This is a genomic window from Streptomyces sp. NPDC050422 (assembly GCF_044458665.1).
Taxonomy (GTDB): Bacteria; Actinomycetota; Actinomycetes; order Streptomycetales; family Streptomycetaceae; genus Streptomyces.
In genome coordinates this window covers 173,677-192,451 of the sequence record NZ_JBITIE010000008.1, presented here as the reverse complement: position 1 = coordinate 192,451, position 18,775 = coordinate 173,677, and the positions used below count along the sequence as shown (strand labels likewise).

18 protein-coding genes are annotated in these 18,775 nt (G+C 69.6%); 6 read left to right on the top strand and 12 right to left on the bottom strand.

Going from position 1 to position 18,775, the window contains the following annotated elements; translation table 11 throughout:
• Window positions 1-122: 122 nt before the first annotated feature.
• The 5 genes from ACIBJG_RS14380 to ACIBJG_RS14360 form a co-directional block, all read right to left on the bottom strand.
• Window positions 123-545 (bottom strand): cytidine deaminase, encoded by a 423-nt coding sequence (locus tag ACIBJG_RS14380; protein WP_399307796.1) that lies wholly within the window; start codon window positions 543-545, stop codon window positions 123-125.
• The gene (locus tag ACIBJG_RS14375; RefSeq protein WP_399307795.1) at window positions 542-1,831 is read right to left on the bottom strand and encodes an ABC transporter permease; all 1,290 of its coding nucleotides are present in this window, start codon (window positions 1,829-1,831) and stop codon (window positions 542-544) included. Before ACIBJG_RS14375 ends, ACIBJG_RS14380 begins: the two co-directional genes overlap by 4 nt.
• Complete coding sequence (locus ACIBJG_RS14370) at window positions 1,828-2,943, bottom strand: ABC transporter permease (protein ID WP_399307794.1); 1,116 nt, start codon at window positions 2,941-2,943, stop codon at window positions 1,828-1,830. Before ACIBJG_RS14370 ends, ACIBJG_RS14375 begins: the two co-directional genes overlap by 4 nt.
• A complete protein-coding gene (locus tag ACIBJG_RS14365; RefSeq protein WP_399307793.1) occupies window positions 2,940-4,526 on the bottom strand; it encodes an ABC transporter ATP-binding protein in 1,587 nt (528 codons plus the stop codon). The genes ACIBJG_RS14370 and ACIBJG_RS14365 overlap by 4 nt, the downstream gene beginning before the upstream one ends.
• Window positions 4,527-4,796: 270 nt before the next feature.
• Entirely contained in the window at window positions 4,797-5,837 is a 1,041-nt protein-coding gene (locus ACIBJG_RS14360) for a BMP family protein (RefSeq protein ID WP_399307792.1), read from the bottom strand.
• A 548-nt stretch (window positions 5,838-6,385) separates the two neighbouring features.
• Between ACIBJG_RS14360 and ACIBJG_RS14355 the strand changes: the two genes are divergently transcribed.
• Entirely contained in the window at window positions 6,386-6,703 is a 318-nt protein-coding gene (locus tag ACIBJG_RS14355; protein WP_399307791.1) for a hypothetical protein, read from the top strand.
• 88 nt (window positions 6,704-6,791) lie between these two features.
• Entirely contained in the window at window positions 6,792-7,133 is a 342-nt protein-coding gene (locus ACIBJG_RS14350) for a hypothetical protein (protein WP_359313551.1), read from the top strand.
• Between the two features lie 726 nt (window positions 7,134-7,859).
• Here the strand turns inward: ACIBJG_RS14350 and ACIBJG_RS14345 are convergent.
• Window positions 7,860-9,095: an amidohydrolase gene (locus ACIBJG_RS14345; RefSeq protein WP_399307790.1), complete on the bottom strand. Its 1,236-nt coding sequence runs from the start codon at window positions 9,093-9,095 to the stop codon at window positions 7,860-7,862.
• Window positions 9,096-9,223: 128 nt separating this feature from the next.
• On the bottom strand, window positions 9,224-9,835 hold the full coding sequence (locus ACIBJG_RS14340; RefSeq protein WP_399307789.1) for a hypothetical protein: 612 nt from the start codon (window positions 9,833-9,835) through the stop codon (window positions 9,224-9,226).
• Between the two features lie 235 nt (window positions 9,836-10,070).
• Here ACIBJG_RS14340 and ACIBJG_RS14335 point away from each other — a divergent pair, with 235 nt between their 5' ends.
• The gene (locus ACIBJG_RS14335) at window positions 10,071-10,313 is read left to right on the top strand and encodes a type II toxin-antitoxin system Phd/YefM family antitoxin (protein WP_399307788.1); all 243 of its coding nucleotides are present in this window, start codon (window positions 10,071-10,073) and stop codon (window positions 10,311-10,313) included.
• Entirely contained in the window at window positions 10,313-10,687 is a 375-nt protein-coding gene (locus ACIBJG_RS14330) for a type II toxin-antitoxin system VapC family toxin (protein ID WP_399307787.1), read from the top strand. The genes ACIBJG_RS14335 and ACIBJG_RS14330 overlap by 1 nt, the downstream gene beginning before the upstream one ends.
• 24 nt (window positions 10,688-10,711) lie before the next feature.
• On the opposite strand, the gene ACIBJG_RS14325 is transcribed toward ACIBJG_RS14330, so the two are convergent.
• The 4 genes from ACIBJG_RS14325 to ACIBJG_RS14310 form a co-directional block, all read right to left on the bottom strand.
• Window positions 10,712-11,770 carry a hypothetical protein gene (locus tag ACIBJG_RS14325; protein WP_399307786.1) on the bottom strand — a complete coding sequence of 353 codons (1,059 nt, stop codon included), beginning with the start codon at window positions 11,768-11,770 and terminating at the stop codon, window positions 10,712-10,714.
• A gap of 11 nt (window positions 11,771-11,781) precedes the next feature.
• Complete coding sequence (locus tag ACIBJG_RS14320) at window positions 11,782-12,717, bottom strand: N-acetylneuraminate synthase family protein (RefSeq protein WP_399307785.1); 936 nt, start codon at window positions 12,715-12,717, stop codon at window positions 11,782-11,784.
• 11 nt (window positions 12,718-12,728) lie between these two features.
• Complete coding sequence (locus ACIBJG_RS14315; RefSeq protein WP_399307784.1) at window positions 12,729-13,967, bottom strand: cytidylyltransferase domain-containing protein; 1,239 nt, start codon at window positions 13,965-13,967, stop codon at window positions 12,729-12,731.
• A gap of 268 nt (window positions 13,968-14,235) precedes the next feature.
• Complete coding sequence (locus ACIBJG_RS14310) at window positions 14,236-15,762, bottom strand: DUF6716 putative glycosyltransferase (RefSeq protein ID WP_399307783.1); 1,527 nt, start codon at window positions 15,760-15,762, stop codon at window positions 14,236-14,238.
• Window positions 15,763-15,971: 209 nt separating this feature from the next.
• On the opposite strand from ACIBJG_RS14310, the gene ACIBJG_RS14305 reads away from it, so the two are divergent.
• Complete coding sequence (locus ACIBJG_RS14305; RefSeq protein WP_399307782.1) at window positions 15,972-16,949, top strand: glycosyltransferase family 2 protein; 978 nt, start codon at window positions 15,972-15,974, stop codon at window positions 16,947-16,949.
• Complete coding sequence (locus ACIBJG_RS14300) at window positions 16,949-18,328, top strand: polysialyltransferase family glycosyltransferase (RefSeq protein WP_399307781.1); 1,380 nt, start codon at window positions 16,949-16,951, stop codon at window positions 18,326-18,328. The genes ACIBJG_RS14305 and ACIBJG_RS14300 overlap by 1 nt, the downstream gene beginning before the upstream one ends.
• Window positions 18,329-18,367: 39 nt before the next feature.
• On the opposite strand, the gene ACIBJG_RS14295 is transcribed toward ACIBJG_RS14300, so the two are convergent.
• Window positions 18,368-18,760, bottom strand: a complete 393-nt coding sequence (locus ACIBJG_RS14295; protein WP_399307780.1) for a DUF5959 family protein — start codon at window positions 18,758-18,760, stop codon at window positions 18,368-18,370.
• Between the last annotated feature and the right edge of the window lie 15 nt (window positions 18,761-18,775).

The following is an 18,775-nucleotide window of genomic DNA, read 5'->3' as shown; positions in this document are numbered from 1 at the left end:
GAGTCCTTCCGGCCGGTACGTACGTACGCGTGGGCACGCATGAGTCCCGTTGACTCTACGCGCATAGAGGAGGTGAGAGCAGCCGGGCGGGCCCGCTCCGTGCGGGCCTGCCCGGCTGGTTGCTAGCCGAGGTGCGCGGGCCCGAAGGCCTGCGGGAGCATCTCGTCGAGGGTGCGGAGGCCGTCCGGCGTCTCCAGGACGAGTTCCGGTCCGCCGAACTCGTACAGCAGCTGCCGGCACCTGCCGCACGGCACCAGGATCTCGCCCGCCCCGTCCACGCAGGTGAAGTGGGTGAGGCGGCCGCCGCCGGTGGCGTGCAGCTGGGAGACCAGTCCGCACTCGGCGCACAGCCCGATGCCGTACGAGGCGTTCTCGACGTTGCAGCCGACGATCGTGCGGCCGTCGTCGACCCGTGCGGCGACACCGACCGGGTAGCCGGAGTAGGGCGCGTACGCCCGGGACATGGCGTCCCGGGCCGCGGCCCGCAGGGCCTCCCAGTCGGCACCCTTCACGGCGGCGTCGTCCGCGCCGGCGGTGGGCGTCACTTGCCCTGGCCCTTGCGGTAGCGCATGCCGTCCGCCTTCGGCATCCGCAGCCGCTGTGCGGAGAGCGAGAGGACGAGCAGCGTGACGACGTACGGGGTGGCGCTCACGAACTCGGTGGGCACGGTGTCCGTACCGAGGTACCAGACCAGCACGGCGGCGGCGATGACCGCGCTGACGACGCCCTGCACGAAGCTCTTGCGGTAGAGCTTCCAGGCGGCGATGCAGGCCAGGACGACCACGAGCAGCAGGAGCAGCGCGTGGACGGACTCGCCGCCGTTGCGCAGTTGGAGCGCGTCGGCGAAGCCGAACAGGCCGGCGCCCATGGCGAGTCCGCCGGGCCGCCAGTTACCGAAGATCATCGCGGCGAGACCGATGTATCCGCGGCCGCCGGTCTGTCCCTCGTTGTAGATGTGCGAGGTGACCAGGGAGAGGAAGGCGCCGCCCAGCCCGGCCATACCGCCGGAGATGATCACCGCGATGTACTTGTACCTGTAGACGTTCACGCCGAGCGATTCGGCGGCCACCGGGTTCTCGCCGCAGGAGCGCAGCCGCAGGCCGAAGGCGGTCTTCCACAGGATGAAGAATGTCACGACGAAGAGGATCGCGGCCACGATCGTCAGCAGGGACACGTTGGTGACCAGACCGCCGACGACACCGGCCAGGTCGGAGACGAAGAACCAGTGGTGCTTCTCGACGCTGTGCAGCCAGTCCGAGAGGCCCGGGATCGTCACCGAGGTGATGTCGTCGGCCGGTGGGGACTGCTTCGGTGAGCCGCCCTTGGCCGCGGCGTCGCCGGAGTTGAACCAGAGCTTGGCGAAGTAGGTGGTGAAGCCGAGCGCCAGGATGTTGATCGCGATGCCGGAGATGATGTGGTCGACGCCGAAGGTGACGGTGGCGACCGCGTGCAGCAGTCCGCCGAGCATGCCGCCGATGACGCCGGCGAGGACGCCGAGCCAGGGGTTGGTCTGCCAGCCGGCCCAGGCGCCGAAGAAGGTGCCCAGGATCATCATGCCTTCGAGGCCGATGTTGACCACGCCGGCGCGTTCGGCCCAGAGGCCGCCGAGACCGGCGAGGCCGATCGGCACGGCCATCGCGAGGGCCGCGCTGATCTGTCCGGCCGAGGTGACGTCCTGCGCGCCGGTGATGGCGCGCACCGCGGACAGCGCGAGCAGGACGCCCGCGATGATCAGCAGGACGACGGGGAAGGAGAGACGGGTGCGGCCGCCCTTGCCGCCGGAGACCTTGGGGGCCGCGGGGGGCGGGGTGGAAGTCGCCGTGACGGTCACGCCGACACCTCCTGCTGGTCGGAGTTACGGGCGGCCTGTGCGGCGAGTTCCGCGCCGACCTTGCTCTGCTGGCGCTTGAGTCCGTAGCGGCGGACGACTTCGTAGGCGATGACGACGCACAGGACGATGACGCCCTGGATCACGCCGACGATCTCCTTGTCGTACCCCTCGAACTCCAGCTTTCCGGTGCCGCGCTCCAGGAAGCCCCAGAGCAGCGCGCCGAGCGCGATGCCGACGGGGTGGTTGCGGCCGAGGAGGGCGATGGCGATGCCGGTGAAGCCGATGCCGACCGGGAAGTCGCCGCTGTACTCGTAGCTGTCGTTGAGCAGGGTCGGCATGCCGATCAGGCCGGCCACGGCGCCCGAGATGAGCATCGAGGTGACGACCATCTTCTTGACGTTCACGCCGCTGGCCTCGGCCGCGGAGCCGGACTGGCCGACGGTGCGCAGGTCGAAGCCGAACCGGGTGCGCGAGAGCGTGAACCAGTAGGCGATGCCCGCGACGATCGCGACCACGATGAAGCCCCAGATGGGCGTCGGGGTGGTCGGGAACTCGAAGAAGTGCGAGGACTCCGGCAGCGGCTTGGTGGAGATCTTGGTGCCGGCCTCGTCGAGGTGGCCGAGGCGGCCCTGCTGGAGGAGGTAGCCGATGATCGCGGTCGCGATGGCGTTCAGCATGATCGTCGAGACGACCTCGCTGACGCCCCGGGTGACCTTGAGGACGCCGGCGATTCCGGCCCACATCGCGCCGACGATCATCGCGGTGAGGATGATCAGCGGGATCTGGAGGGCGCCGGGCAGGGTCAGCGCGCCGCCGACCGCCGCGGCGAAGAAGGCGGCGAGGCGGTACTGGCCGTCGACGCCGATGTTGAAGAGGTTCATCCGGAAGCCGACGGCCACCGCGAGACCCGCGAGGTAGTACGTCGTCGCCTTGTTGAGGATGTAGACCTGGCTGTCCGACTTCAGGCCGTAGTCGAACATGATGCCGAAGGCGCTGAAGGGCTCCTTGCCGGTGGCGGCGAGCACGAGTGCCGTCACCAGGAAGGCGACCACGATCGCGAGTACGGGGGCCGCGATCCCCAGGAGCAGCCGCTCCTTGTCGATCTTCTTCATCGGTCCTCTCCCCCGTCGTGGGGGTCGGTGTCGTCCGTGGCGGGGGCGGCGGATCCGCCGTCGCCCTCCGGCGCTTCGAGGTGGCCACTGGCCGCGCCCGTCATCGCCGAGCCGAGCTCCTCGGGGGTGACGGACGCCGGGTCGGCGTCAGCGACCAGCCGGCCGCGGTACATGACGCGGAGGGTGTCGGAGAGCCCGATCAGCTCGTCCAGGTCGGCGGAGATCAGCAGTACCGCCAGTCCCTCGCGTCGCGCGTCACGGATCTGGTCCCAGATCTGGGCCTGCGCGCCGACGTCCACGCCCCGGGTGGGGTGCGCGGCGATCAGCAGCTTGGGCGAGTGGCTCATCTCGCGGCCGACGATCAGCTTCTGCTGGTTGCCGCCGGAGAGGGAGGCCGCGGTGACCTCGATGCCGGGGGTGCGCACGTCGTACTCGCGCACGATCCGCTCGGTGTCCGCGCGGGCCCCCTTGAGGTCGAGGAAGGCGCCCTTGCTGTTGGGGCGTTCGGTGACGTGGCCGAGGATGCGGTTCTCCCAGAGGGGTGCGTCCAGCAGCAGCCCGTGCCGGTGGCGGTCCTCAGGGATGACGGCCATGCCGTCCTCGCGCCGCTTGCGCGTCGGGGTCCGGGAGATGTCCACGCCGTCCAGGGCGAGGGCGCCGCCGCCCAGGGTGCGCATGCCCATGATGGCGTCGACCAGTTCGGACTGGCCGTTGCCCTCGACGCCCGCGATGCCGAGGACCTCGCCCTTGTGGATGGTGAAGGTGATGCCGTCGAGCACGGCGCGCACCACCCCGTCCGGGTCGGTCGCGGTCAGCCGCAGTCCGTCGACGGTCAGCATCGGCGTGTCGGTGACGGTCGACTCGCGGGTCTCCGGCGAGGGCAGCTCACTGCCGACCATCAGCTCGGCGAGCTGCTTGGTCGTGGTGTGCTTCGGGTCGGCGGTGCCCACGGTCGTACCGCGCCGGATGACGGTGATCTCGTCGGCCACCGACAGCACCTCGCCCAGCTTGTGCGAGATGAAGATGACGGTCAGGCCCTCGGCCTTGAGCTCGCGCAGGTTGTCGAAGAGCGCCTCGACCTCCTGCGGTACGAGGACGGCGGTGGGTTCGTCGAGGATCAGGGTGCGGGCGCCGCGGTAGAGGACCTTGAGGATCTCCACGCGCTGGCGGTCGGCGACACCGAGGTCCTCGACCATGGCGTCCGGGCGGACCCCGAGGCCGTAGGAGTCGGAGATCTCCCGGATCTTCGCGCGGGCCCGGTCGCCGATGCCGTGCAGCTTCTCGGAGCCGAGTACGACGTTCTCCAGGACGGTGAGGTAGTCGGCGAGCATGAAGTGCTGGTGCACCATGCCGATACCGCGGTCGATGGCGTCGCCCGGGTTGGAGAACGTGACCTGTTCGCCGTCCACCGCGATGGTGCCCTCGTCCGGCTTCTGCATGCCGTACAGGATCTTCATCAGAGTGGACTTGCCGGCGCCGTTCTCACCGACGAGAGCGTGGACGGTGCCGCGGCGCACGGTGATGTCGATGTCGTGGTTGGCCACGACCCCGGGGAACCGCTTGGTGATGCCGCGGAGCTCCACGGCATGAGGACTGCTGGACGCGTTGATGGCGCACTCTCCTTGGCAGGAGCGGAGGGCGGAGGCGGTGGGGACGGAGACGGGAAGGCGCGAGCGGGGGGCGGAAAAAGGTACCGCGCCCGAGCCGGAGCTACGCGCGTAGCGCCACCGAATCGTTGGCCACCTGATCACAGATGGCGGACCGGGGCCGGTGACCCCGGGGGTGGGGTTACGCGATCGGGGCCCGGACCAGCGGCGGAAGCCACTCGTCCGGGCCCCGGTCAGCGGGACGGATCAGGTCGTGGTCTTGACCGTGATCTCGCCGTCGACGATCTTCTTCTTCGCCGCGTCGAGCTGGGTCTGGATGTCCTTGAGGTGGTCACCCGTGGTGGTCAGGCTGACGCCGCCCTTGGCCAGGGAGTACGTCTGCGTGCCGGTCAGCGGCTTGCCGTCCTTGACGGACTTGACCAGGTCGAAGACGCCGGTGTCGACGTTCTTGACGACCGAGGTCAGGATCGTGTCCTTGTACTTGGACAGCGCCGGGTCCAGGGCCTGGTCGGAGTCGACTCCGATGGACCAGGCACCCTTCTGGCCGGCGACGGCCTCGATCGAACCGGCACCCGAACCGCCCGCGGCGGCGAAGATGACGTCGACGCCCTTGTCGAGCATGCCCTTGGCGGCGGCCTTGCCCTTGTCGGGGCTGCCGAAGCCGGACAGGTCCGAACCGGTGGACAGGTACTGGATCTGCACCGTGGCCGAGGGCTTCGTGTCCTTGACGCCCTGCTGGAAACCGGCGGCGAACTTCTTGATCAGCGGGAGGTCCACACCACCGATGAAGCCGACCTTGCCGTCCTTGGACTTCAGCGCGGCCGCTACACCGGCGAGGTACGAGCCCTGCTCCTCGGTGAAGACGATCGAGTCGACGTTCTTCGCATCGGCGACCGAGTCGACCAGGCCGAAGCTGACCTTCGGGTACTTGGGAGCGATCTTGTCGACCGCGTCCTTGTACGCGAAGCCGACGGCGATGACCGGGTTGTAGCCGCCCTCGGCCAGCGACTGCAGCCGCTGTTCACGGTCGGCGGGGGTCTCACCGTTCTTTGCGGTGAGCTCCTTCGTCTGGGCGTCGAACTCGGCCTTGGCCTTGTCCAGGCCGCGGGCGGCGGAGTCGTTGAACGAGTTGTCGCCACGGCCGCCGACGTCGTAGGCCATGCCGATCTTCATCTGACCCGATTCGGAGCTGGTGCCCTCGTCGGACGAACTGCCGCACGCGGTGGCGGTGAGCGCGAGCGCTGCGGTGACAGCACACGCAGCGGTGATCTTGGATACCCGGCGCAAGGGAAGGCTCCTTCAAACCTGACCGAAGCGCCTCTTCCGGCGCTGGTTTCGCGGCGATCGTAACGCGCGTAGATGTCAGATAATGACCCGTACGGAAGCCGTTATCGGATCGTCGTGAACCGCGGGCGACCTGTCCGGTTACGGATGGTTGCCGCAGAGCAGCGCGGAAGCGGTGATGCACGGCGGTCGCCACGCCTCTCGTCTGGGGCGGAGTGGCCGCCACGAGAGGCCGCAGGCCTCCACACACCCGACGCGATCGGACCCACCAGGGCATGGCCAAGATCGACAACCGCCGCCCGACGCCGGGGTCCGCGACAAGCACCCCAGCGACTCAGGCGAGGACTCACGCACCATTGCCGACCATCCAAACGAAACAGGCCACGCGCTGAGCGCAAACCATCCCATACCTACTGGCAATGCAGACTTCCATTTCACCGAAGCGCATCATTCAGCCAAATCTTGCTAAAAAGTTGACCAAAATCTCAAAGTTTCATTAAATAAATCTGCTCACTCGATCGTGACGCAATTTTTCCGGACCGAGGGGAACAATGAAGCGCATATTTTCCATTCTTTCGATCACGGCAGCAGTTCTCGCGACCGCCGGTGCAATGGCTCCGACGGCATCGGCCGGCGTAGGAAACTGCAAGACCTGGACGTCCAACAGTGCCCCCTATACCGGTTCCGCCTACTGCAGCGAAATAGCGGCGGCCGACAAGTTCCGAGTGAGAGTCACCTGCGTCGATCCTCGCGGAAGCACGTGGATCGCGTACGGCCCGTGGGTGAAGAACACCAAAACCTCGACCGTCAAGTGCTCGGACAACCCGAACGTCGGCATCCTCAAGACCGGGGTCTCATTCAGCGCCTGACTCCGGCCTCCCCTCGCCCCTCAACCAATCGGGGAACGGGGGCGACCGCACAGATGTCCGACCGCTTCCACGCAACTGAGGGATACTCATGAAGAAGATGTACAACCTGGCCGCCGGGCTTATCGTCGCAGCTGGCTCGATCTTCGTCGCCGCGCCCACCGCGACCGCCACGGAAGTCGGCGCAGCCTCCGTCGACTGCGATACCTGGAAGTCGAGCACCGCGCCCTACAAGGGATACGCCAAGTGCACGGGCATGCTCCCCTACCCGCTCGAGGGTGTACAGGTACGGCTGACCTGCATCGACCCGCGCGGTTCCCAGTGGCACGTCAATGGAAACCGGGTGGGCAACGGCAAGACCTCCAGCGCCCAGTGCTCCGACAACTCGAGCGTGGGCATCTACAAGGTGGGGGTTAATCGTACGCGCCTTTAATGGGTGCCCCTCCTCGGATATTCCGCGAATAGGCTCGTCGATGACGACGCCCTGCGACAGATCCCCCTCCCGTTTCCGGACCACTGACGAAGGGAAAACATGAAGCGGGCAATTTCCATTCTCTCAATCACAGCAGGAATGCTGGCCACCGCAGGCGTAATGGCTCCAACAGCAACAGCAACTCCGACATGCAAGTACGGAGTTTCCAAAAGTGCACCATATGTCGCCTACGCCTCCTGCAGCGGATTGTCGCTAGCCAAACAGTTTCGGGTGCAGGCCACGTGCGTCGATCCTCGCGGGAGCACCTGGGTCGTGAACGGACCGTGGACGCGAAACACTGGGACTTCGGCCGTCAAGTGCTCGGACAACCCAAACGTCGGCATCCTTAAGGTTCACACCACGATTGTCTGACACTGCGTCCTCGTCCTCGCCCAGTCGGGGACGAGGACGCCTCCACGGACGTTGTTGCCGACGTGCAGTGGCGTACTCCCTCGCGCTCCGAGGCGCGGGCATACCCCACCTATGCTGACCTACCCATTCGTCGGCCAACGGCGTGCCGACGGGGACGCCCCAGAGGCAATATCTCCAGCACTCAGTGTTCGGAAAACGCACACCCTGGACATCTACGAGGCGCGCGAGTCCATTCAAATAGCTCGCCGATCCGGAACGGTTCACCAAGGGGATCGCGGACCTGGCTCTGCCGACCAGCACCGAGCCAGACCGCCCTCAGTCCACCGTGTCAAGCAGAGCGGAAGCGGTGAAGAGCTCCACCCCGACGGTGATCGCCTCCTCGTCCGCGTCGAAGTTGCCGCGGTGGAGGTCGAGCCCGCGCGTATCGCCGGGCGTACGCACTCCGAGGCGCGCCATGGCGCCCGGCACGTGCTCCAGGTACCAGGAGAAGTCCTCCCCGCCCAGGCTCTGTTCGGTGTCCTCGATCGCATACGACCCGCGGCGGGCGGCCATCGCGCTGCCGAGCAGGTCGATCGCGGCCGCGTCGTTCACCACGGGCGGGACACCCCGGATGTAGTTGATCACCGTCTTGGCGCCGTACATTCCGGCCACCTCGTCGATCGCCGCGTGCACGAGGTCCGGTGCGTCGCGCCAGGCGGCGAGGTCCAGGCAGCGAACCGTGCCCGACAGCTCGGCGTGTTGCGGGATCACGTTGCACGCGTGCCCGGTCTCCAGGCGCCCCCAGGTCACCGCGAGTCCGGCCCGGGCGTCGACCCGGCGGGCCAGCAGCGCGGGCACCTCGGTGGCGACCTTGGCGGCGGCGGTGACCAGATCCGTGGTCAGGTGCGGGCGGGCGGTGTGGCCGCCGGGGCCGTCCAGGGACAGCTCCAGGCGGTCGCAGGCGGAGGTGATCGCCCCGGCCCGCAGCCCGATCCGGCCCGCGTCGACCTTCGGGTCGCAGTGCACCCCGATGATCCGGCCGACGCCCTCCAGGACCCCCGAATCGATCGCGTCGGGCGCCCCGCCGGGCAGCACCTCCTCGGCCGGCTGGAAGATCAGCCGCACCGGGTTGGGCAGCAGCCCCTGCCGGTCGAGCTCGGCGAGGACGAGGCCGGCGCCGAGGACGGTGGTGGTGTGCACGTCATGCCCGCAGGCGTGCGCCCGGTCGGGGACGGTGGAGCGGTACGGGACTCCCGCCTTGGTGTCCGGGATCGGCAGCGCGTCGATGTCGGCGCGGAGCGCCAGCATGGGCCGCGTCCCCTCGCCCCGCGTCCCCACGTCACACATGAGCCCGGTCCCGGAGGCGAGCACCCTCGGCTCGAGGCCGGCCTGCTCCAGCCGGGCCTTGATCGCCGCGGTGGTGCGGAACTCCTGATTGCCGAGCTCGGGGTGCATGTGCAGATCGCGGCGGAAGGCGATGAGCTCGGCGCGCAGCGCTTCGGGCAGCGTGCCGGGCAGGGCCTCTTCCGTGAGCGGCGGGGCTTCGCGATCGCGGGGCGTCGAGTGGTTCACTGGTGAAGGGTAAGTCTGTTCCCCCTCCAACTGACCATGAAACAAGAAAAGTTCAGCCACATAGACGAATAAATGACTGGGTCGCGGCGTGTGAGACCCGGACGCGGTGGGTAAGCTCCACCGTTCCGTCAGCCCCGCAGCCCCCGGCGCATCGGGTGCAGCGCCAGCCCGATACACAGGGCCCCCACCGCCAGCAGGTCCAGGCTCATGGCCATCATGACGACCGCGGCCAGCACCAGCAGCGGGGACCAGCCGGGGACGTCGTCGCGGCGGAAGAACGCGAGCTGTGTGACGAGGGCCAGCAGCCCGAGCCAGAACAGCATCGGCACCACCGTGTAGACGGCCGGCATCACGCCGGGCACGTCCTGCACCTTCTCGAACATGTCACTCATCGCCTCCTCGTCCGCCGCGAGGAACCCGACCACCAGGTCGATCACCGCCTGGACCGCCACCGCGGCCGCCCCCAGCAGGCCGACCGCACGGGCCGCCCGGAGACGGGCCCGCCTCCCGCCGCGCACCCCGGCCGTCCTGCACAGGCCCAGGAACACCGGGACGAACGTGAGTACCCCCGCCAGGAACAGCACGTGCGCCACCGACCACCACACCCCGGGCCCGTAGTCCCCCACCGCTCGCCCGATCAGCCGCACCACGCCGTATCCGGCCATCAGGGCCGGGCCTGCGAGGAACGCGGTCGTGGCGGTGATGCTGCGGTGAGGCTTCGTCAATTCACTTGTCTGCATGCCCCGATGCTCGCTTCCCGACGGCATCGGCGGCTATCGGGGATGCCCCTGGGGCACCCCTGAGGTGGACCCCGTCGAAACCCCGGGGCTGAGGGAAGACCTGCCAGGGTGCGGCCACCCCTCCAGCGGTTTCCACGCCGGTCGCGGACGCGAGAGCCCGAGCATGGCGGCGAATCGCGGAGTACGCTTAGTCCAGTGGTTAGTCCATCCCGCACCCGCTCCCTGCGAGGCAGCCGTGGAAGCAGCTCGTCAGTACAACGTTCATGAGGCCAAGACCCACCTCTCGCGCATCCTGGAACACGTGGCCACCGGGGAAGAAGTGATCATCTCCAAGGCAGGGGAGCCGGTGGCCAAGGTGGTGCCGCTGCGCACCCACGTGAAGCGGACCGGGCGTGGCTCGCTGAAGGGGCGGATCCGCATCGCCGACGACTTCGACGAGCTGCCGGACGACATGGCCGACGCCTTCGGGATGCGCTGATGAAACTGCTGCTCGATACTCACGTCGTCCTGTGGTGGCTCGACGACTCCGCCGAGCTCACCGACGAGGTCAAACACCTGCTGGACACGGAACCGTCGGTCTTCGTCAGCGCGGTGACGCCTTGGGAGATCGCGATCAAGCAGTCCCTCGGAAGGCTCGAAGGGCCGGATGACCTCGCGGAACGGGTGCGGGACAGCCAGTTCCTGTCGCTGCCCATCACCGCCGGACACGGAGTACGGGCGGGCCGGCTGCCCGGTCACCACCGGGACCCCTTCGACCGGATACTCATCGCTCAGGCCCAGACCGAGGGGATGACCGTCCTGACCCGGGACAAGTGGATTCCCTCCTACGACGTACAGGTCATGCCCGTGTGATCCTGTCGAGGCTGCCCTGCCGGTTCACGCCTCCGTAGTCACCGCCGTTGCCCGCCAGGGCGCCAGCCGCTGGACGTCACGGGCCGTCTCCGTGACGCCGGCGAGGAAGCCCTGCGCCCTCGGGGACGCCGTTTCGCGGAGCCATTCCGGGGCGATGTCGCAGACCGCGACCTTCACCTCGGTGCCGGCCAGGGCCAGCGGCAGGGTGTGGACCACCGTGGAGGGGAAGCTCAGGACCGTGCGGCCGATGGGGCCGCGGCGGGCGATGAGTTCGAGGGGGAGGTCGGGGCGGACGATCTCCAGGCCGGTGGCGGCCTCCAGCGCGTGGAGCTTCTCGGTGGACTCGCGGCGGTGGGCGAAGTAGCGGGTGGCGCCGTGTGTACGGGCCAGGGCCGCGACCGCCTCCAGGTACTGCGCGCGGTCGACCACGCCCGTCTCGACCAGCGAGGTGCCGACCAGGTCCGCGCCCTTGGTGAGCAGCGGCGGGCCGAACCGGGAGCGGGTCCAGGAGAAGGTGTTGGGGATGAGGGTGATGCCGGGCGGCGGGATCACCGGCATCGCGGTGAAGAGCTCGACCTCGCGCACCGCGGACGGGGTGAAGCGCCGGCGGGCGGTGGCGGAGACCGGGGCGAGGGCCAGGTCGCGGGGGCCGGAGCCGCCGCGGCGGTGCCAGCGCACCAGGCGCTCGCCGCGGGTCAGCAGGGCGACGAACTCCATGGTGGCGGTCCCGTCGTCGACCACGGTGAGGCGGCGGGGGCGGACCAGGGAGAGCAGGAGTTGTACGTAGCGGGAGAACGGGTCCCCGATGACGATGTGGTCGGCGTTGCGGACGAGCCGGGTCAGGGCGCGCAGCGACTTCAGGGGGGTGCCCGAGTCGCCGCGCGCCTCCTGCCAGCGCACGGTGATGCCCTCGTCGCGGGCCAGCTCCGCCATCCGGCGCAGCTGACCGCGCGACATCGGGTCGACCGGAGGGAGGACGACGACGGTGACGTCCCGGACGACATGGCCGCCGCCTCCCTCTGTGTAGGCCCACTCCAGGACGTTCAGGAGCTGGACCGGGCTCTCGACGAAGGCGAGGTTCACCGGTCTGCCCGTCAGACCGCGACCGGCTCGGCGGCCTGGGCCGTCTCGCCGCTCTCCGCCACGACGCCCGGGACCCGGCGGAGCTTCTTCATCGGGCCGAGCTCCGACTCGTACACCTTCTTGACGCCGTCGCCGAGGGAGGCCTCGATGGTGCGGATGTCGCGGACCAGGCGGGTCAGGCCCTGCGGCTCGACGGACGCGGCCTGGTCGGAGCCCCACATGGCGCGGTCGAGCGTGATGTGGCGCTCGACGAACGCGGCGCCGAGCGCGACGGCGGCGAGGGTGGTCTGCAGGCCGGTCTCATGGCCGCTGTAGCCGATCGGGACGTTGGGGTACTCCTGCTGGAGGGTGTTGATGACGCGGAGGTTCAGCTCCTCGGCCTTGGCCGGGTACGTCGACGTGGCGTGGCAGAGCAGGATGTTGTCCGAGCCGAGGACCTCGACGGCGTGGCGGATCTGGCGCGGGGTCGACATGCCGGTGGAGAGGATCACCGTGCGGCCGGTAGCGCGCAGCGAGCGCAGCAGCTCGTCGTCGGTGAGGGACGCGGAGGCCACCTTGTGGGCGGGGACGTCGAACTTCTCCAGGAAGGCGACGGCCTCGGTGTCCCACGGGGAGGCGAACCAGTCGATGCCGCGCTCGGCGCAGTGCTCGGAGATGGCCCGGTACTCGGTCTCGCCGAACTCGACGCGGTGGCGGTAGTCGATGTACGTCATGCGGCCCCAGGGGGTGTCGCGCTCGATGTCCCACTGGTCGCGCGGGGTGCAGATCTCCGGGGTGCGCTTCTGGAACTTGACGGCGTCGCAGCCGGCTTCGGCGGCAACGTCGATCAGCGCGATCGCGTTGTCGAGGTCGCCGTTGTGGTTGATGCCGATCTCGCCGGTGATGTAGACGGGGTTGCCGGGGCCCGCGGTGCGGTTGCCGAGGGTGCGCAGTCGGGATGTGCTCATGGTGCGTTTCCTTACTTGGGGAGGGGGGTGTTGCTGGTGAGGGTGGGGCCCAGGAGCCAGGCCGCGATCTCGCGGATGGCGCCGAAGCCGCCGGGGGTGGTCGTCACGGCGCGCGCCGCGGCGCGTACCGAGTCGTGCGCGCTCGCGACGGCCACGGGCCAGCCGGCGAGTGCGAAGCAGGGGAGGTCGTTGACGTCGTTGCCGACGTACAGGACGCGTTCGGGGGCGATGGACTGCTCGTCGCACCACTGCTTGAGCGCGAGGTCCTTGCGGTCGATGCCGTGAAGGACGGGGACGCGGAGCTTGTGGGCGCGGGCGGCGACGACCGGGTTCTGTTCTGTGGAGAGGATCAGGAGGGGGACGCCCGCCTTGCGCAGGGCGGCGATGCCGAGTCCGTCGCCGCGGTGGACGGCGACCGTCTCGCGGCCGTCGGAGTCGATGAGGACCCGGTCGTCGGTCTGGGTGCCGTCGAAGTCGAGGACGACCGCGTCGATGTCCTCGCGGGTGGGCAGCGGGGCCGGGTCCAGGAGCGGGGCCAGGGCGCGGGCGCGGGCCAGGTCGTGCGGGTCGTCGATCTCCAGGACGCGGGCCGGGTCGGTGCGCACCAGCGCGGTGTGGCCGAAGAAGCGGTGGCGGTGGGTGCGGAATCCCGCCGCGTCCATCGCGTAGGCGGCGCCGGTCTCCAGGAGGTCCTCGGGGCGGTCCTGGCGGCGGGGGCGGACGGCCTTGTCGTGGTTGACGCCGTAGTTGTGGTCCTCGACCGCGGTGCCGTCGCGCCACAGGAAGCCGTGGAACGGGGCGACGGTGACGGCCGTGTCGGCGCCTTCCCGGGCGACCGCCGCGGCGACGCCGTCGATGTCCTCGCGGGCGATGAAGGGGCTGGTGCACTGGACGAGCAGGACCACGTCCACGGTCCGGCCGTGCTCCGCCTCGTAGGTGTCGAGCGCGTGCAGGACGGCGGCCTCGCTGGTCGCGGTGTCGCCCGCGATGGCTTCGGGGCGCTGGACGCAGTGCAGCCGGCCAATCTCGCCGAGGGCTTCACCGGCGGCACGGGCCGCCTCAGCGACGGCCGGGGCGTCGGTCGTCACGACGACTGCCGTGATCTCGCTCGACGCGAGGCAGGCGCGGACCGCGCGGACGACGAGCGGTACGCCGCCGACCTGGGCGAGGTTCTTGGCGGGTACGCCCTTGGATCCACCCCGGGCGGGGATCACGGCCAGCACGGTCGGCTGCTTGGTGGGCTGCGTCATCGCTGCTCCAGGAGGTGTCTTGGTAGAGGGGCCGGCAATTGGGGGGTGGAAGAAGGAGCGGGCTGGGTCGTGCAGCTGCAAGGCGGAGGATCGAGCCATGGCGAATGGGGACTCCCCTGCTCGAGCGCAGCCGAGAGCTCGGGGAACCTGGTGATTGACGACAACGCCGGAGGGGGCCCCTCCCGGCTCGAGCGAAGCCGAGAGTTGGGGGAGCGCGTGCCCAGCCCCGTGACGCCGCCCCCCAATTGCCGGCCCCTCTTCGTGGTGTTCACAGCTCGCCCATCCGTCGGATGACCGGGGCGACCCGCTGGACGCCCTGGCGGTACGCGCCCCGGGCCGCGTCCCGGACCGCCTCGCGCACCGCTCCCCTGACCCGGCCGGTCTCCTTGGGCGCGGCGGCGCCCGGGAGCGGGTGGCCGTCGGGGGCCAGGTGGTGGCGGGCGAGGATGCCGGGGAGGTAGCCGGGGGCGGTGGCGGGCGTGTAGTAGGGCGCGAGGGCGGGCAGCCGGTCCTGCGCCAGCAGGGCGGTGACCTTGGCGCGGGCGGTGTCGTAGGCCGTGGCGTAGGTGCCGTCGGCGGCGACGCCCTGGCCGGCCAGCCAGTTGGCGTCGGGCTGCGGGTGGGCGCCGCCGTCGAGGTGGTCCCAGGAGGTGAGCAGGCCGGAGCCGATGAAGTGGTGGTTGCCGAGGGTCTCGCGGACCCCCAGGTCGGTGAGGACGGCGGTGGGGATGCGCCGGTGCAGGGACTCCAGGGCGGCGGTCGAGGAGACGGTGACCAGCAGGTCGGTCCGGTCCAGGACCTCGCCCATGTGCCCGTAAACGAGGCGGAAGTTGGGCGGGAGCCCGCCGGGCAGCTTCTCGGCGAGGCGCTGGTACGGGAGTTCCTCGATGTGCGTGGTGTGCTCGCCGGGCTTGGAGCGGAGCTTGAGGAGCACCTCGCGCTGCGGGTGCAGCCTGGCGTGCTCGACGAGCCTGCGCAGCAGGTACGTACGGTCGGCGCGGGAGGCCGGCACGGACGGCTGGGCGGCGAAGACGACGGTGTCGCGGCCGGGTTCCGGGGCGTGCGGGGTGCCGCCGAGGAACGGCAGGGCGGCCTCCGTGACGGCCGAGGCGTCGGCGCCCACTCCCTCGTACACGGCGCGGAAACGCTCCGCGTCGTGGCGGGAGTTGGCGAGGACGACGTCGGCGCCGTGCCGCAGCAGCAGGCCGTCGGCGAGCTTCTCGTAGACGACTCCTACGTAGCCGGTGACGACGACGGGCCTGGGTCCTGTCCGGAGTTCCCCGTCGTCCGCGCGGAGCGCGGGCGCAGCGGCGGTCGGTGCGTGCGATCGGTGTGCGGGGTCGCAGGTCATGTGGCGGAGCCACCTGTCCTGAGGCCCCGTGCGCCGAGTGTGCGTGCCGGGCGTCGGGGCGCAGACGGGGCACTCCGGACAGGACCCCTTGGCCGGGCGGAGGGCGGAGAGGCCGTGCAACATCGCCTGGACGGCGCCGCCGACGAGGGCGAGGACCACGAGGTCGTATCCCTCGTCGCGCACGGTGTCGAGGAATTCGAGGGCCGTCACCTCGCGCACCCGGTCGGTGTCGATGCCGACGTCGCCGACCTCGGCGAGCTGGCGGGGTGTCGGGGTCGCCCGGCCGCGGAGCAACAGTCCGCTGATCTCCGTACGGGGCGTGGGCGCGCCGCCGTCGCCCGTGGTCAGCCGGCGCGCGGTGAGCGCGCCCCACTTCCATCGGGTGTCGGAGTCGGCGAGGACGGCGACCCGGAGGGCGGTCGTCTTTTCGGTACGTGGGGGCACGTCCCAAAACTTAGGAAGGCATTTCGATTCGCAGCCCAACGTGGCGGCAACAGCGGGTTAACAACCCGACGACGCTTGGCGAATCACCCTCACAAATGCCCTGCTTACGGCAGGGAATGGACCTGGTTCATCACTTCGACATTCGTCGTTCACCTGCTGTCCCCGTCGGGTCCAGGGTAAATGCCGGACATCCGCCTAGCGTGTGACGCGTGGTTAAGCTCTCCGTCATCGTGCCGTTCTACAACGTACGGGCCTACGCCCCCGATACCTTGCGAAGTCTGCGGGCCAATGCCCGTGATGATTTCGAATTCATTTTCGTCGACGACTGTTCGACCGACGGGACTCTGGAGATCCTCCAGCGCGCCGAGGGCGAGATCCCGGGTGCCGTCCTGGTCGCGCACGAGAAGAACGGGGGCCTGGCCACCGCACGCAATACGGGTATCGACGCGGCGCGTGGCGAGTACCTCACCTTCCTCGACGGCGACGACTGGGTCGTTCCCGGTCACTACGAGCGGCTGCTGGCCGCCATCACGGGGCTGGGGTGCGACTTCGTCCGCACGGACCATGTGCAGTTCACGGACCGGGTGCGCACCGTGCACCGGGTCCCGCACGGTCTGCGCGACACCGTCATGCGTCCGCGGGACGTGATCCTGCCCTCCGACCGGTCGACGCCGGTGGACTACGCGTACGCCTGGGCCGGCGCCTATCACCGGAGGCTCGCGGACTCGGGGCTGCTCCGGTTCCGGGACGGACTGCGCACCGCGGAGGACCGGCCCTGGATCTGGCGGCTGCACCGGGAGGCGGAGTCGTTCGCGGTGGTCGGCCTGCCGGGAGTGTTCTACCGGCGCGGCGTCGCGTCCTCACTCACCCAGATCGGTGATGTGCGTCAACTCGACTTCATCCGGGCCTTCGACCAGGTTCTGGAAGAAACGTCCCGGGACCCGGAGGCGGACCGTCTGCTGCCGAAGGCCGTACGCACCTATTGCGCGGTCATGGCGCATCACTTGGAATCCATCGAAAGGTTCGAACCGGCAGTGGCACGGAAATTGCGCTCCATGAGCGCGGCTTCCCTGCGGCGCATGCCTCAGGAAGTTCTCGCCGATACGCTGAATTCGCTGGGCGACCGCCGCGCGGACCAACTGCGACGGGTACGCCGCCGCTCCGTCTCCCGGGAGGTCGCGGCCTGATGCCCGGCACGTACACCGCGCCGGTCGGCCGGTCCACCACCCAGATCTTCTCCGCGTGCACGCAGTACGCCGCCGCCACCCTGGTCGCCGCCCTGCGCGCCGGCCAGTTCGGCCCGCGCTCCGAACACCGGCGCATCCTCGTCGTGAGCGACACCTCCCCCTCCCCCGAGCTCGGCACACCGCTCCACCAACGGCCCGGATTCGAGGCGCTGGCGGCCGAGTTCGACACGGTGCGGTCCTGGAACGACTTCATCCGGCCGTTCCACCCCGCGGGCTGGTCGCCCAGGGAACAGGACGCCTCGCTGTGGGAGCGGGCCGTGCGACAGGCCTGGGAACTCGGCGACGAACCGGTCGAGATCGCCTGCGAGTCCATCCAGGCCAACCCGTCCCAGGCCCTCACGGTGATCTTCGGCGACAGCCCGGTGCACATCTACGCCGACGGACTGATGAGCTACGGCCCGACCCGCAGCAAACTCGACCAGTTGGTCGGCACCCGCATCCGCCGGCTGCTCCACCTCGACCTGGTGCCGGGCCTGCGGCCGCTGCTGCTCACCGAGTTCGGGGTCGCATCGGAGATCGTGCCGACCGATGTCTTCCTGAAGGTACTGGGCGAGCTCGCCGGCGCGGCCACGAAGCTTCCCGACGCCTCCGGATCGGCCCTGCTGCTCGGCCAGTACCTCTCCACGCTGGGCATTCTCACGCCCCAACAGGAGGAGGACCAGCACGCGCGGATGCTGCGCGGCGCCGTCGCCCTCGGCCACACCCGGATCGTCTTCAAACCGCACCCCAGCGCGCCGGCCCACTGGACCCGCTCGCTGGAGCTGGAGGCGGAACGGCTCGGCGCGGACCTCACCGTGCTCGACAGCCCGGTCCTCGCGGAGACCCTGTTCGAAACGATGCGTCCCGCCCTGGTCGTCGGCTGCTTCTCCACCGCGCTGCTGACCGCCGCCTCGTTCTACGGGCTGCCGGTCGCCCGCGTCGGCACCGGCCCGCTGCTGGAACAGCTCACCCCGTACCAGAACAGCAACCGCGTCCCCCTGACGATCGTCGACGCGCTGCTGCCCGACCTGGAGGACGAGTCCGCCGTCACCGGCTGGTCGCTGCCCTCCGCCGAAGAAGTCCGGGGTGAGCCGACCGGTCTGCTCGCCGCGGTGGGATACGCCATGCAGCCGGAGATCCAGGCCGCCCTGCGCCCCGACGCCGAGCGCTACCTCAGCCGGCACCGCGCCACGACCTGGCGGTACTTCAAACGGCGCCGGCTGACCGCGCTGGGGCTGCCCGGGGCCATCCCCGCGCAGCTCGCGTTCATCCCGCGCAACGCCACGGTCCGCCGCATCGCCCGCAAGGCCCGCACGCTGAAGCGGGCGGCGGCGGGCTGACGCGGGGCGTGGGAATCCGGCCGCTTCGCCGGACAGCCGTCACAGCTGCCCGACGAAGCGGCTGACGCGTTCCTGGTGGTCGGCGATCCACCCGTCCTCGAGGGCGATCGGGATCCGGACGGTCACCATGGAGATCGATTCGTCCTCCACAACGACCTCCGGGCAGTCCCGCTCGCCGTCGAGCTGGATGCTCACCGTGGGGCCTCGGTCCGATGCCATCCAGATGACGTCCTGTTCCAGGGCAAGCTGCTCCAGGGCCCTGCCCCACGACTCCAGCTTGGAACGGGACAGGACGAGCAGCGTGCTGCCCTTGACGAACAGACTGGTCACCGCGATCTCCGCCTCCCAGAACGCGGAGTCCATCGCCGAGAACACGGTGATCCTGACCTCGTTCTCGGAATCGGTCAGTCGAACCAGTTCGAACGGAAACACGTCCTTCGGCACCTT